The organism is Streptomyces sp. DvalAA-43, from assembly GCF_900091725.1.
Classification (GTDB): Bacteria; Actinomycetota; Actinomycetes; order Streptomycetales; family Streptomycetaceae; genus Streptomyces; species Streptomyces pulveraceus.
The window spans coordinates 49,615-64,457 of record NZ_FMBW01000083.1 but is presented as its reverse complement, the minus strand read 5'-3'; the positions used below and the strand labels follow the sequence as shown (position 1 = coordinate 64,457).

The 14,843-nt window shown below is 71.9% G+C and carries 12 protein-coding genes; all 12 read left to right on the top strand.

Going from position 1 to position 14,843, the window contains the following annotated elements; all coding sequences use genetic code 11:
- The first annotated feature begins 2 nt into the window (after window positions 1–2).
- Window positions 3–1,274, top strand: a complete 1,272-nt coding sequence (locus tag GA0115234_RS34320; RefSeq protein ID WP_093549545.1) for an MFS transporter — start codon at window positions 3–5, stop codon at window positions 1,272–1,274.
- Window positions 1,271–2,674, top strand: coding sequence for an FAD-binding oxidoreductase (locus tag GA0115234_RS34315; protein ID WP_218107202.1), 1,404 nt, complete (start codon window positions 1,271–1,273; stop codon window positions 2,672–2,674). Before GA0115234_RS34320 ends, GA0115234_RS34315 begins: the two co-directional genes overlap by 4 nt.
- Before the next feature lie 56 nt (window positions 2,675–2,730).
- Window positions 2,731–4,089, top strand: coding sequence for a hypothetical protein (locus GA0115234_RS34310; RefSeq protein WP_093549541.1), 1,359 nt, complete (start codon window positions 2,731–2,733; stop codon window positions 4,087–4,089).
- Between the two features lie 105 nt (window positions 4,090–4,194).
- Window positions 4,195–5,277: a histidinol-phosphate transaminase gene (gene hisC / locus GA0115234_RS34305; protein WP_093549539.1), complete on the top strand. Its 1,083-nt coding sequence runs from the start codon at window positions 4,195–4,197 to the stop codon at window positions 5,275–5,277.
- 403 nt (window positions 5,278–5,680) lie between these two features.
- Window positions 5,681–6,736 (top strand): 3-deoxy-7-phosphoheptulonate synthase, encoded by a 1,056-nt coding sequence (aroF, locus tag GA0115234_RS34300; protein ID WP_237541970.1) that lies wholly within the window; start codon window positions 5,681–5,683, stop codon window positions 6,734–6,736.
- 23 nt (window positions 6,737–6,759) lie between these two features.
- The gene (locus tag GA0115234_RS34295; protein WP_093549535.1) at window positions 6,760–7,854 is read left to right on the top strand and encodes an AMP-binding protein; all 1,095 of its coding nucleotides are present in this window, start codon (window positions 6,760–6,762) and stop codon (window positions 7,852–7,854) included.
- 2 nt (window positions 7,855–7,856) lie between these two features.
- Window positions 7,857–9,356: an isochorismate synthase gene (locus tag GA0115234_RS34290; RefSeq protein WP_237541969.1), complete on the top strand. Its 1,500-nt coding sequence runs from the start codon at window positions 7,857–7,859 to the stop codon at window positions 9,354–9,356.
- Between the two features lie 5 nt (window positions 9,357–9,361).
- Window positions 9,362–10,252: an ATP-dependent sacrificial sulfur transferase LarE gene (gene larE, locus GA0115234_RS42630; RefSeq protein WP_161275716.1), complete on the top strand. Its 891-nt coding sequence runs from the start codon at window positions 9,362–9,364 to the stop codon at window positions 10,250–10,252.
- The gene (larB, locus tag GA0115234_RS34280; protein WP_093549532.1) at window positions 10,242–11,081 is read left to right on the top strand and encodes a nickel pincer cofactor biosynthesis protein LarB; all 840 of its coding nucleotides are present in this window, start codon (window positions 10,242–10,244) and stop codon (window positions 11,079–11,081) included. Before larE ends, larB begins: the two co-directional genes overlap by 11 nt.
- The gene (gene larC, locus GA0115234_RS34275; protein ID WP_093549530.1) at window positions 11,078–12,304 is read left to right on the top strand and encodes a nickel pincer cofactor biosynthesis protein LarC; all 1,227 of its coding nucleotides are present in this window, start codon (window positions 11,078–11,080) and stop codon (window positions 12,302–12,304) included. Before larB ends, larC begins: the two co-directional genes overlap by 4 nt.
- Window positions 12,301–13,584 carry an NAD(P)/FAD-dependent oxidoreductase gene (locus tag GA0115234_RS34270; protein WP_093549528.1) on the top strand — a complete coding sequence of 428 codons (1,284 nt, stop codon included), beginning with the start codon at window positions 12,301–12,303 and terminating at the stop codon, window positions 13,582–13,584. The genes larC and GA0115234_RS34270 overlap by 4 nt, the downstream gene beginning before the upstream one ends.
- Before the next feature lie 435 nt (window positions 13,585–14,019).
- Window positions 14,020–14,664: a helix-turn-helix transcriptional regulator gene (locus GA0115234_RS34265; RefSeq protein ID WP_141718522.1), complete on the top strand. Its 645-nt coding sequence runs from the start codon at window positions 14,020–14,022 to the stop codon at window positions 14,662–14,664.
- Window positions 14,665–14,843: the final 179 nt, after the last annotated feature.

Below are 14,843 nucleotides of genomic sequence, written 5' to 3'. Positions count from 1 at the left end.
AGATGTCCTTTCTGCGCCCATCCTTCAAGGGCGAACGCGCACTGGTCGCCGGCATCGCCATCGACGCGACCGGGTCGGGCATGTACGTACCCTTCAACCTGATCTTCTTCAAGTACGTCACCGGCCTGCCACTGGCACAGATCGGCCTGGTGCTCACCGTCACCAGCCTGGTCGCCATGGTCGCGCTGCCGCTGGGCGGGGCCGCCGTGGACCGGTTCGGCGCGCTGAAGGTCCTGATCGCGCTCTACCTGCTGCGCGCCATCGGCTTCGCCCTCTACCCGCTCGCGCACAGCCTGGCCCTGTTCGCGCTGCTCGCGCTGGTCACCGCCGTGGGCACCAGGACCGCGCCGTCCACGTTGCAGGCCAGGTTCTCCGAACTCCTCGGCGGCACCGACCGGGACCGCATGCAGGCCCTGTCCCGGAGCCTGGGCAATGCCGGGCTCGGGTCGGGCACACTGATCGCCTCGCTGCTCCTGGCCGCCGCGGGCAACTCCGGCTATGTGATCGCGGCCTGGCTGAACGCCGGTTCCTTCGTGGTCGCCGCGGTACTGGCCACCCGCACCCCGGCGAGCCCGCTGGTCGAGCACAGCCCCGTCGCCAGGAAGAAGAGCGGCTATCGGCTGGTCGTCAAGGACCGTCCCTTCCTCACCCTCACCCTCGCCAACCTGCTGATGGCCATCGGCTACACCTCGCTCACGGTGCTGCTCCCGCTCTTCGCCATCGGCTGGCTGCACGTGCCACAGGGCATCATCGGCAGCGCGTTCGTGGTCAACACCGTGCTCTGCGCCGTCCTCGGCGTCCCGGTCGCGGCGTTCGCGCGACGCCGCTTCCGCAGGCGCAACTGGATGGCGGCGGCCGGGGCGGGACTGTTCGTCGTCGCCTTCGTGGGACAGATCGTCCTCGGCACGGTCCGACCGAAGAACACCGTGGTGATCATGGCGGTGTTGCTGACCTGCGTGGTGGTCGCCACCTTCGGGGAGCTGGTGCACAGCCCCGCGTCGAGCACGCTGGCCCAGGCCGCCGCGCCGCCCGCGCTGCGCGGACGCTACCTGGCCGCGTACCAGTCCTCCTGGGCCCTGGCCAACGCGCTGACGCCCAGCCTGTTCACCGCGCTCGTCGTGGTGGACGGTCGGCTGCCCTGGCTGGTGATCACGGCCACGGCACTCGCCGGCGGCACCATGCTGTGGTTCATCGACCGCAAGCTGCCGGACGACGCCGTCTACTTCGAGCCGCCCGCCCAGGCGGCCGGTAGCACCGCGGTGACGGCCAGTTGACCACCGGACCAGAAGCACCCCCGTCGGTCTCCCCGGTGGACCGGCGACTGCTCGCCCGGCGGCTCGCGACCGTGGTGGGGGACGCGCACGTGCTGACCGGACCCGCGCTGTGCGGCCCGTACGAGACCGACTTCACCGGCCGCCACACCGGCCGGGCGCTGCTGGTGGTCCGTCCCACCGACTCCGCCCAGGTCGCCGGGACGGTGCGGATCTGTGCCGCGGCCGGGGTCCCGATCGTGCCCCAGGGCGGCAACACCGGCCTGGTCGGGGCCTCGACCCCGAGCGGGGACGGGACCGAGGTCGTGTTGTCGTCGCGGCGGCTGGCCGGGATCGGCCCGGTCGACCCGGGATGCCGGCAGGTCACCGTCGGCGCGGGCGTGACGCTGGCGGACCTCCAACGCCATGTCCGCCCGTACGGGCTGGAGTTCGGGGTCGACCTCGCCTCCAGGGACTCGGCCACGCTGGGCGGGATGGCCGCCACCAACGCGGGCGGCGAGCGGGTGCTCAGGCACGGCACCACCAGGGCCAACGTCGCGGGCGTGGAAGCGGTACTGGCCGACGGCGGCGTCCTGGACCGGCTGGCCGGGCTGCCCAAGGACAACACGGGCTACGACCTGGCCGGGCTGCTCGTCGGCAGCGAGGGCACCCTGGCCGTGCTGACCCGGCTCCGGCTGGTCCTGCGGGCCCGCATGCCCCGGCGGGTCAGCGCCCTCGTGGCGCTCGACTCCCTCGACGCCGCGGTGAGCGCGATGACGGCGCTGCGCCGTCTGGAGTCGCTGGAACTGGCCGAGTTCTTCACGGCCGACGGCCTGGCGCTGGTCCTGGAACACAGCGGCCTGGCCGCTCCGTTCCGCCGCGCCCACCCGGTCTACCTGCTCCTCGGGTGTGCGAGCACGCGCGACCCGACGAGCGAACTCGCCGAGGCGGTGGAGCGGGTCGGTGCCCTGGATGTGGCGGTGGCGGTGGATGACTCCGGGCGCCGCCGCCTGGCGGCCTACCGCGAGCGCCACACCGAGGCCGTCAACGCCGTCGGCACACCGCTGAAGCTCGACGTCACCGTCCCGCTGCCCGAACTGCCGCGGTTCGTCGCGGAGCTTCCCGACCTGCTCGCCGGGCGGGCGGAAGCGTACCTGTACGGCCACCTCGCCGAGGGCAACCTCCATCTCAACCTGCTCGGCGTCGCGGCGGCCGACGAGGCGGCGGTCGTCGACGCGGTCCTCCGCCGGGTCGCCGGCCTGGGCGGCAGCATCAGCGCCGAACACGGCGTCGGCCGCGCCAAGGCAGGGCATCTCCACCTCACCCGCTCCCCGGCCGACATCGCCCTGATGCGCGCGGTCAAGGCTGCCTGGGACCCCGCGGGTCTGCTCAACCCCCATGCCCTACTCCCGCTTCCCGGCTGACCCGCCCCGCCCGCTCACCGGCACCGACCGTGCACACCACCTGAAGGAGAACCCGCATGGACCGCGCGTCACTGACCACGGAATACCTGAGCAGGGTGACCGAGAACGGCGCCAAGGCAGCCGATCTGATCGGAAGGCTGCCGGAGTCGGAGATGCTCCGCGCGTTCTACAAGGCGACGTACCTCTCGCGGCCGGTGTTCCTCGGCCACGCCGAGCGGGTCCAGGCCTTCGGCGACGTCTCCACCATCATGGGGGCGCTCAGCAGACTGCCCGACCTGCTCTTCGGCGGGGACTTCGCCGCGTTCGCGCGCGCCACCGGCCTGACCGAGCCCCAGGTCGCCGCCGCGGTGCGCGGCCGGGGGGCCGCGATGACCCGCCAGGCGCGGGCCGACCTGTTCGTCCAGGACAACCAGTTCAAACTGCTGGAACTCAACATCGGCAGCTCCATCGGCGGCATGGACAACGCCGACATCTGCCGCGGGCTGCTGGAGCACCCGCTGCTCGCCGAGTTCGCCGCCGACCGGAACCTCGGTTACGTGGACACCCTGCGCGAGCAGGTGAACAACGTCCTGGTGGAGTCCGGTTTCCAGCCGGGTGACCGTCCGGTGGTCGCGCTGACCGACTGGCCCGCCAACTTCGACAACGAGGTCGCGTACATGCGGCTGCTCTGCGAGCGCTGGCGCGGGATCGGCCTGGAGGCCCACCCCTGCCACGTCGGGCAGCTCCAGGTCCGCGACGGCCGGGTCTGGCTGGAGGACAAGCCGGTCGACATCGTCTTCAGGACCTTCACGATCTCGCAGATCGTGGACCGGCCCGAGCTGTTCGACCCGGTTCTGAACGCGGCGGAGCGCGGCGAGGTCAAGATCTTCACTCCGCTCGACACCGCCGCGTACGCCAGCAAGGGCGCCCTGGCGATGCTCTCCGACGAGGAGAACCGGGGGCTGTTCAGCGCTGAGGAACTGGCCAGTGTGGACCGGCTGCTGCCGTGGACCCGGATGGTCCGCCCGGGACAGGTGACCCTGGAGGGCGGCGAGCGCGTCGACCTGCTCCAGCACGCCGTCGACAACCGGCACGAACTCGTGCTCAAGCCGACGTCGCTGTACGGCAACCGGGGCGTGGTGCTGGGCTGGACGGCCGGCCTCACCGCGGAGGAGTGGCGCGAGCAGGTCGTGGCAGCCTTCGACGCTCCCTTCGTGCTCCAGCGCCGGGTCCGGCCCACCGCCGAGCTGTTCCCCGACGAGAACGGTGATCTGCAGCCCTGGAACGTCCTGTGGGGCATGTTCTCCGTGGTCAACGGCTACGGGGGTGCCAACACCCGTGCCATCAAGGCCGAGTGGGGTGACGTCGTGATGAACCGCGCGCACGGCATCCACTCGGGTCCCGCGCTGAGCGAGCTGTGCGCGCCGGACGCCTGAGACGCCGGAGCTGCCCAAGTGCGTCGGACGTGTGAGACGCCGCCCGCCGGGGCCGCCGGCCCCGGCGGCTCCCCCCTGGTCGGACCGGAAGAAAGCAGACACCAGATGTCCGAGGCCACCACCGCGCAGACCCCCCGATTCCGCTCGGTCCTCGACCGGATCGTGAGTTTCCGGCCGAGCAGGGCCATGCCCGCGCCGACCGGTCCGGCCTGCCCACTGGCGGCCAACGAGTCCCCGTACGGGCCGCCCGCCGCGGTGGTGGAGGCCGTCCGCCGGGAGGCGCTGAGAGTCAACCGCTACCCCGACAACGGCTGTGCCGAGCTCATCGCCGGGATATCCGCGCGCCACGGCGTCCCCGAGGAGTGCGTCGCCGTCGGCTGCGGTTCGGCCGGGGTCGCCCAGATGCTCCTCGCGGCCGTCGCCGAGCCGGGTGACGAGGTCCTCTACGCCTGGCGCTCGTTCGAGGCGTACCCGATCCTGACCAGGCTCTCCGGCGCCACCGCCGTGGAGACGCCGCTCGACGACGGGGTGCACGACCTCGCCGCGATGGCCGACGCCATCACCGACAGGACCCGCCTGATCTTCGTCTGCAACCCGAACAACCCCACCGGCACGGTCGTCGCCGAGGACGCACTGAGGACGTTCCTCGACCGGGTTCCCGCCGACTGCCTGGTAGTCCTCGACGAGGCCTACCGGGAGTACGTCCGCGACAGCGGCACACCCGACGGCCTCGAACTCGCCTCCGGGCGGCCGAACGTGGTGGTCCTGCGCACGTTCTCCAAGGCGTACGGCCTGGCCGCGCTGAGGGTGGGCTTCATGGTCGGGCACCCGCTCGTGGCCGGGGCGATCCGCAAGGCATACCTGCCGTTCAGCGTGAACAGCGTCGCCCAGGCCGCCGCGGTGGCCGCGCTGGGGGCGGAGCGTGAGCTGATGGCGCGGGTGGAGACCACGATCGGGGAACGCGAGCGGGTCGGGGCCGCCCTGACCGCCCATGGCCTGACCGTTCCCGCGAGCGAGGCCAACTTCCTCTGGCTCCCGCTCGGCGAGCGGGCCGCGGCCTTCGGCGAGCACTGCGTCCGGGCCGGGGTACTGGTACGGACGTTCGCCGGTGACGGGGTGCGGGTCTCGATCGGCTCGCCGGCCGAGAACGACGCGCTCCTGGCGGTCGCGGCCGCCTTCGGCCACTGATCCGCCGGGGATCACGGGGCAGCCCTTGGCCGCGGACGCGGCATCGCAGTACCGCACTTCTCAATTCTGTGCGGCTTCCGTTGATGCGGGGGGATCCATTCATCCCTCCGTAATAATCCGCCGCGAATAACACGGTTCCAGGATTTGCTGAGAGGGCTCCGCGCGGTCATCAGAACATGCCCGCCAAGGGTCGTCAAAGACATTTTGATTGCGGTGGCATAATCCTGCCACGGAGCTGTCCGGTTCACGGGGCTCTGGATAGCCTCCAGTTTGTAGTCGCTTCGGAGAAAGAGCCCGAGACGGCGGTACAGCGACCACTTCTCTGTGGTGTCCGCTATCGGGATGCAGGCGGTAGGTAATCTCGCGCGACAGCCCACCCTGGAAGGTTCCTATGATCGTTGCAATGCGTTCGCGGGCGACCCGTGAACAGCTTGATTTCGTCATCAGACTTCTCCAGAGGCACGGCGTCGATCCAAAATCGAGCACCCTGGCGGATATCACCGTGCTCATCACCGAAGAAGTCGGAACACCGGATCTCGCGGCAGTCGTGGAGAATTCCCCCGGGGTCGAGCGCGTCGTCGTCATTCCGGGCGCACAGCGCCTCACCAGCCGCCACTTCCGCGCAGACGCCACCGAGGTGGCGGTCGGGTCCGAGGCCGGGTCCGAGGCCGGGACCGTGTTCGGCGGGACCGAGTTCGTCGTGATCGCGGGACCCTGCGCGGTCGAGAGCACGACGCAGATGAGCGCCGCGGCGGACGCCGTCGTCGTGGCGGGCGCGGTCATGCTGCGGGGCGGGGCGTTCAAGCCCAGGACCTCGCCGTACAGCTTCCAGGGACTGGGGCTCGCGGGTCTCGCCCTCCTCGCCGAGCAGCGCAAACGCACCGGCCTGCCGGTGGTCACCGAGGTCGTCACCCCGAGCGACGTGGAGAGCGTCGCCGAGGAGAGCGACATGCTCCAGATCGGCACGCGGAACATGCAGAACTTCGACCTGCTGCGGGCCGTCGGCGCCTCGGGGCGCCCCGTCCTCCTCAAGCGGGGCATGTCCGCCACCATCGAGGAATGGCTGCTGGCGGCCGAGTACCTGATGCACATGGGGACCAGGGACGTGGTCCTCTGCGAGCGCGGTATCCGCAGCTTCGACCCCAGCACCCGGTTCACCCTGGACCTCAGCGCCGTCGCCGAGGCGAAGCGGCTCACCCACCTGCCGGTGATCGTCGACCCCAGCCACAGCACGGGCCGGCCGCACCTCGTCACGCCGATGTCCCTCGCCGCCGCCGCGTGCGGGGCGGACGGCCTGATCATCGACGTGCACACGGACGCCGGCCACGCGATGTGCGACGGCGCTCAGGCACTCGACGCGGAACAGTTCTCCACTCTCATGGGCCGGTTGAGGCCCGTCGTCGAGGCCGTGGGGCGGACGCTCTCGCCGCCGCGCTCCCACTCCCTCGCCCAGGTCTAGCCCGTCACCTCTGGAGAGTCGAAATGCCGGACAACACCATCGAGCCCTTCACCGCCGACCTCGCGCCCGAGGACTTCATCCAGGCCGCCATGCGCTGGCACTTCTCCCCGCAGACCGGATCTCCGTACTGGGTGAAGCGGGCCGCCGCACTGGACTTCGACCCGCTGACCGACATCCGCACCTGGGAAGACCTCGCGCTCTTTCCCGACGTGAGCGAGGAGTGGCGGGACGTGCCGGTGGACGCCCTGGTGCCCGCCGGGATCGGCAGGGAGGGCTGGGACTTCCAGGTCTTCGACAGCGGCGGCACCACCGGCCGTCCCAAGCGCATCGTGGAGTCGGTGTCGCGCCGCAACGGCGTCCGCTGGGTGAGCGAAGTCCTCGCCGAGCACCGCGTCCCCGGCGAGGGCGACGGGCACTGGCTGCACATCGGACCCACCGGACCGCACATCGTCGGCCGCTCGGTCGGGCTGCTGGCCCAGCTGCGCAGGACCTTCTGCCACTACATCGACTTCGACCCGCGCTGGGTCAAGGCCAGTGTGAAGCAGGGCCGGGGCGAAGAGGCGGGCCGCTATGTGAAGCACATCCTGGCGCAGGCCCACGACATCCTGTCCACCCAGCCGGTGTCGGTCCTCTTCGCCACCCCGCCGGTGCTGGAGGCGCTGGCCGCCGACGAGAAGCTGCTCGGACTGGTCCGGCAGAAGGTGCGCGGCATCATCTGGGCGGGCACCAGCGTCAGCCCCGAGACCCTCCGGTTCTTCGAGGAGGAGGTCTTCGCGCAGGCGGCCGTGGTCGGCCTGTACGGCAACACCATGATGGGCATCGCCCCGCAGCGCCCCCGCGGCCCGCAGGACGAGCAGTCCTGCGTCTTCGTCCCCTACCACCCGTTCAGCCGGGTGCAGGTGGTCGATCCCGAGGACACCGTGACCTCGGTAGGTCACGGCGAGCGCGGGCTGGCACGGATCAGTCTGGTCTCCCGCGACCTGCTGCTGCCGTGGACCCTGGAACGCGACACCCTGCTCCGTATCGAGCCCACGGCCGCGTACCCGCAGGACGGGCTCGCCGACATCCAGCCCCCCGTCGCCGCGGGCGGTCCGGCCACCATCGAAGGGGTGTACTGAGCATGCCCTTCACCTCCACGTCCGTGATGTCCCCCGAGGGGAGCGGCGGTTCACTGGGCCCCGCCGACCACGGGAGCCTGCTCGACACCTGTGAGCGGGCACTCGGCAGGGCACGCGGGTTCCAGCGCCCGATACTCGCCAGCTGGAGCCGCCCGCTGGACGTCGGCGACCCCGTCTCGGTCTGGAGCAGGGCTCGCCGCAGCACCCAGCGCTCCTTCCTCTGGCAGTCACCGTGGGACGGTGGCTCGCTCGTCGCGATCGGCTCCGCCCGTGCCCTGCGCGGGCGCGGTGAACACCGGGTCCGCGCCGTCCGCGACGGCTGGCGGACGCTGGTGAAGGACCTGGTCACCGGGGGCGTCGCGGCCACCGGGCTGCCGGTCGGCGAGGGTCCGCTGGCGATCGGCGGCTTCTCCTTCCGCGCCGAGGACGCCTACGAGACGGGCCGGCTCCCCGACGCGCTGATGTGGGTGCCCGCGCTCCAGATCCGCAGCGCTGTGCCGGTCCCGGGGGCCGAGGGCCGGCCCGTACCGGCCGAACTGCGGCTCAACGCGGTCCTGTTGCACGACAGCGATCCTGAGCAGGTGGCCGACAGCCTGGTCCACCTCGCCCGCCTCTGCCTCACGCCCGACCCCGACGCCGAGCGGAGGAAGCGGCGGGACCGGCCCGGACGGACCTGCCGCAGCACCGAGCTACCGGGCGCCGAGGACTGGAAGGGACTGGTCCGCGGGGCCACCGACCGTATCCGTGCGGGTGAGTTCGAGAAGGTGGTGCTGGCCCGCGAGGTCAGGGTCACCGCCTCCGCGCCGTTCGACCTGCCGGCCGCGGTGGAAAGGATGCGCGGTGCCAACCCCGGCACCACGGTCTTCGCGGTCGACCACGAGGAGTACACCTTCCTCGGCGCGACCCCGGAGTACCTGGTGCAGGTCGGCGACCGCACCGTGCATGCGCTGGGCCTGGCCGGCACCACCCCGCGCGGGGCCACCCCCGAGCAGGACGAGGCATGCGAACGCGAGCTGGTCGGCAGCGCCAAGATCCAGCACGAACACGAGGTGGTCGTCAGCATGCTGCGCGACGCGCTGGCCGACTCCTGCACCGACGTCACGGCCGAGACCCCGCCCCAGGTGGTCAAGCTGGCCAATGTGCAGCACCTGTCCACCAAGGTGCGCGGCCGACTGGCCGAGGACTCCACGGCAGGCGTCCTGGACCTCGTCGAGGCGCTCCATCCGACACCGGCCCTCGGCGGCCACCCCCGCGCGCAGGCGCTGAGCTGGCTCGCCGACAACGAGGGGCTCGACCGCAGCTGGTACGCGGGCGTGGTCGGCTGGGCCGACCGCTCGGGCCAGGGCCAGTTCGCGGTCGCGATCCGCTCCGCGCTGCTCGACGGCCCCACCGCCTCGCTGTACGCCGGCTGCGGACTGGTGGCGGACTCCGACCCGGAGGCCGAGTACGCGGAGACCTGCGCGAAGCTGCGCCCGATGATGTCCGCTCTGGGAATCGAGTGATCTCCTTGCCACATCCGACATCCCGCACAGACGCCGCCCCGCCGCCCGGCCCCGGAGAGGTCCTGGCCACTCGGATCGGCCTGCTGCACCGGCGGCTGACCGAACTGGGCTCGGTCGTGGTGGCGTTCTCCGGCGGCGCGGACTCCGCGCTGCTGCTGGCGGCCGCGGTCCGCGCACTCGGGCCCGACCACGTGATCGCCGCCACCGGCGACTCCGCGAGCCTCTCGCGGAGGGAGCGGGGCGCCGTGCGGGACATCGCGGCGGAGCTGGGAGCCAACCACGTCTTCGTCGGCACCCATGAGCTGGATACCGCCGGCTACCGGGAGAACTCGACGTCCCGCTGCTGGTTCTGCAAGGACGAACTGGCCACGCGGCTCAGGGAGCTGGCGGACCGGGTCGGCTTCGCCCAGGTCGCGACCGGGACCAACCATGACGACCTGGCGGACCCCTTCCGCCCTGGCATCCGGGCGGCCGCGCTCCAGGGGGTGGTCACCCCGCTGGCCGACGTGGGCCTCAGCAAGGAGCAGGTGCGCGCGGCGAGCCGGGCCTGGTCCCTCCCCACCTGGGACAAGCCCGCCTCACCCTGTCTGTCCAGCCGGGTCGCCTACGGCCTGACCATCACCAGGGAGCGGCTCGCCCGGGTCGACGCGGCCGAGCAGGCGCTCCGGGACAGCCTGCGCGGGGCCGGGATCGCCTCGTACGACCTACGGGTCAGGGACCTCGGGGACAGCGCGCTGATCCAGGTCGACCGGCCCGCCGTGGCCGCCGTCGCCGCCTGCCGGGAGGCGCTGGACGCGGTACGCGCGACCGGTTTCGCGTCGGTCGAGGTCGACCCCCGCGGATTCAGGTCCGGTTCCCTCAACCAGATCACGGAGCGGATCACCAGTGGATCGTGACGAAGTCCGGGCGCTGCTGCACAAGGTGTCCGCAGGAACGGCGACCGCCGAGGAGGCGCTCGGCGAGCTGGTGCGGGGCCCGCTGTCGGGCCGCTCCGGCGCGGGGTTCGAGGACCTCGGGTTCGCCCGGCTCGACACCCACCGGGCCCTGCGCACCGGCGACCCCGAGGTGGTCTACGGCGCGGGCAAGACACCCGCCCAGACCGTGGCCCTGCTGACCGCCCTGCTCGCCCAGCCCGGCGACCGCGCGGCCCTCGCCACCCGGCTGCCGGACGAGGCGTTGGACGCGGTGTCGCTCGCCTTCCCGGAAGCCAGGATCGACACGGACGCCCGCTGCGCGGCGGTGGGAGAGCCGCTGAGCCCCCGGGGCCGGGTCCTGGTGGTCTCCGCCGGGACGTCGGACGAAGCGGTGGCACGCGAAGCGGCCTTCGTGGCAACGGAGTTCGGCTGCTCCACCGGTATCGTCCGGGACGTCGGCGTGGCCGGGATCCACCGGCTGCTGGCGGTCCGGGAGGACCTGGACGCGGCGGACTGCCTGATCGTCGTCGCCGGCATGGACGGCGCGCTGCCCAGCGTGGTGGCGGGACTGGTCGGCACCCCCGTCATCGCGGTGCCGACCAGCGTCGGCTACGGCAGCTCCTTCGGCGGCATCGCCGCGCTGCTCACCATGCTCAACTCCTGCGGTCCGGGCGTCCTGGTGTGCAATATCGACAACGGCTTCGGGGCAGCGGTCGCGGCCGCGCGGATGCTCCGCCGCGTGGCGCACGCCGACGCCGCTCAGCCGGTCCCCCCGGTAACTCCGGCAACCACGGTTCCGGTGGGTTCATGAGCACGGTGGCCTCAGCCTGGTTCGACTGCTCGTCCGGGGCCTCGGGGGACATGCTCCTGGGCGCGCTGCTCGACGCCGGAGCATCCGTGGCCGCCGTCCGGTGCGCCGTCGAGGCGGTCGCTCCCGGTGACATCCGGATCCGGGCCGAGAAAGTGCTGCGGTGCGGCCTGTCGGCGACGAAGGTGCACGTCGACACCGCCACCCGCACCCCGCACCGCACCTGGCACTCGATCCGCGCGACGCTCGCGGAAGCCGCGCTCCCCGAACCCGTGCGGGAGCGGGCCCAGTCCGTCTTCGCCCGCCTGGCCCGCGCGGAGGCCGCCGTCCACGGAATCCCGGTCGACGACGTCCACTTCCACGAGGTCGGCGCGCTGGACGCGATCGGCGACGTGGTGGGGACGTGCGCGGCCTACCACGACCTCGGCATCGGCAGCGCGACCGCGACCCCGATCGCGCTGGGCAGCGGCCGTGCCCGCAGCGCCCACGGCGAGATCCCGGTCCCGGTCCCCGCCGTGCTCAGGCTCCTGGCCGACCACGGGGCGCCGGCCAGGTCCGGCGGTTCCCCGTTCGAGATGTGCACGCCGACCGGGGCGGCGCTGGTCCTCGCGCTCTGCGCCGACTGGGGCCCGATGCCCGAGTTCCGCCTGCTCGGCGGCGGTGTCGGAGCCGGTACCCGCGACCTCCCGGACACTCCGAACGTCGTCCGCGTCGTCCTGGGGGCCCCGGACGCCTCCCGCGATGCCCGGGACGACTCGCCGCCCGGCACGGACGCGATGGTGCTCGACGCGAACGTCGACGATCTCGACCCGCGGATCTGGCCGCACGTCCTGGCCCGGCTGATGGAGCTCGGGGCGTCCGACGCCTGGCTCACCCCCATCCTGATGAAGAAGGGGCGCCCGGCGCACACCCTCTCGGTCCTCTGCGCCCCGTCCGTCCTCCCGGCCGTGCGCGAGCTGGTCCTGACCGAGACCTCCAGCATCGGCGCCCGGGAGTACCGGGTCACCAAGCGCGAGCTGGAACGCGAGATCACCACCGTCGCCGTGGGCACCGCCACGGTACGGGTCAAGGTCGCGCGCCATCTCGGACGGGTCGTCAACGTCCAACCGGAGTACGAGGACGTGGCCGCCGCGGCGGAACACCTCGGGATTCCGCTGAAGACAGCTCTAGCAGGATCGATCGCCGCGGCCGAGGGCCTGGCAGAGGACAAGAGGGCTGGTTCATGAAGAACGTGATCGTGGTCGGCGGCGGACTCGCGGGCCTGCGCACGGCCGGGGCACTGCGAACGCAGGGGTACCAGGGGGAGCTGACGCTGGTCGGGGCCGAGCACCACCGGCCGTACGACCGGCCGCCGCTCACCAAGGCCGTCCTGGCCGGGGAGTCCGACGACACCACCCTCCCCGCGGACTGGGAGCGGCTCCGCTGCGGACTCCGGCTCGGACAGCGGGCACGGGCACTGCGGTTCCACGACGGCAGGCCCGGCGGGGTACTGGAGACGACAGCGGGACCGCTGGACTTCGACGGGCTGGTGATCGCGACCGGCGCCACGCCGATCAGGCTGCCGGGCGACGGGCCCCAGCACGTCGTCAGGACCTTGGAGGACGCGCGCGGGCTGCGCGCCTCGCTGCGCCCTGGCGCGCGCGTGCTCATTGTCGGCGCGGGCTGGATCGGCGCCGAGGTGGCGACCGCGGCGGCGAAGAAGGGCTGCCGGGTCACGGTCCTGGAGGCAGCGGCCACTCCGCTGGCAGCGGTACTCGGCCCCGAGCTGGGAGTGCTGACCGTGGGCTGGTACGCCGAGGCCGGGGTCGAGCTCCGGCTCGGAGTGGAGGTCGCCTCGGTGGACCACGGCGGGGTGACCCTCGCCGACGGACGGTCCGTGCAGGCCGACGTGGTCGTGGCCGGTGTCGGAGCGCGGCCGGAGGTGGGCTGGCTGGCCGGGTCGGGGCTGGACGTGCAGCGGGGGGTGGTGGTCGACAGCGCGTTACGGACCACCAGGGCCGAGGCGGTGGCGGTGGGGGACTGCGCGGCCTGGTGGTCGGAGCGCTACGGCCGCCGACTGCTGGTCGAGCACTGGGAGACGGCCGACAAGGCCCCCGAGGCGGCTGCCGCGGCCCTCCTCGGCCGGCCCGCGGCGTACGACCCTCCGCTGTACTTCTGGTCCGAGCAGTTCGGGCGCACGGTGCAGTACGCGGGCCACCACTCGGCAGCGGACCAGATGGTCTTTCGCTGCTCGCCCGACAGCTCCTGCTGGACAGCGCTGTGGGTGAACGGCAACCGGCTGGAGGCGGTCCTGGCCGTGGACCGTCCTCGCGACCTGGTCCAGGGCCGCCGCCTCATCGCCGAATCCGCCGAACTCGACATCCGCCTGGCCGCCGATCCGCAGGTGCCGCTGCGCGACGTGGTGCGCGGCCGGCCACCGTGCGGCGGCCCGGCGCAGGGTGGTCCGCAGGACCTGTCAGCCCCGCGGACCAGCCTGATCGCCGTCCCCGATCTGCCACTCGCCTGATTCCCCGCACCGCTCCATCCGCCCGCGCGGAGCATGATCACGCATTCTGTAAAATCTGCGCAAATAGTCGATGGAGCCCGGCTTCGGTAGGGAACGGCTAATAGCATCCTTACTGTCGTCGCGTTCATAAAAGATCTGCGCATGACCTATATCCCACCCCACGTGGGGCTTGACGTAATTTTCATGCGCGAATCCAATGTGCCCGCGATCATGTCAGCCGAAAAAGCGAAGGCACTCAGCCCGTCTGCGGTTGAGACGTCTTACTCCCGGGGGGGGACTACCGTGGATGCAGTATGCCGTGGCGGCGCGGGCTGCCGTAGTGCGCATGAGAGACCCGAGCAGTGGTCCGGACAGCTGGTCACCATCTGCGATCCGGCCACTGCCTATGAGATGTTGCGGCAGGCCCTTGTCCAACGCCGGACTCCGCACTGCGGCGTGCAGTTGGTGGGCCGCTTCGCCGTCGAGATGGTCGGGCGCCCCGACTCGGACCTCTCACGGTTCATCCACGGCGAGGTCCTGGAACGCGGGCACAATTTACGACTGTTACTCAGCCAGCCGGCGTCGCTCAAGCCGGGATTCCGTTCCCGCATGGCCCGGCTGATGGCCGAGGGGACGCGCATCAGGCTCTCCTCGGGCCCGTTGCCCGACCTCGCGCTCGTGGCCACCGACCTCGCCGTCGTGGACACCCGCGCCGGAAGCGAGCAGTCGAGGATTCTGGTCGTCCGGCGGGAGGCCACCAACGCCCTGCACCAGTTCCAGCAACCCCTGTGGGACCACGCCGCGGAATTGCTCCAGCCGCGTCAGGCCACCGCGGAATCCGTCCAGTTGGACCCCATCCTTTCAAAGGTCCTGCAGATGCTCGGCTCGGGAACGAAGGACGACACCGCCGCACGACAGCTGGACGTCTCCGTCCGCACCTACCGGCGACACGTCGCCGCGATCCTGAAGTCCCTGGGCGTCAGCACCCGTTTCGAGGCGGGCCTCAGGGCAGCCGAACTCGGCGTCCTGAACCCCGGTCAGATCCGCCACCAGCACCCGGCCCCCACCGACACCTCCGTCCTCGCCGAGGACGCCTGCTGACCACCCGCACCGGTCGACCACATCCCGGTCCGGTGGCCTTGGCCGCATCGACGGTCGCCTATCCCCTGGGCTATCCCCTGGGCTATCCCCTGGGCCGCCTGTTCGCAGTGCACCGACCCATGACGCCGCATGCCCTCGGCCACATTCCACCGCAGCCACGAGCCGATGGCGGCGGTCTC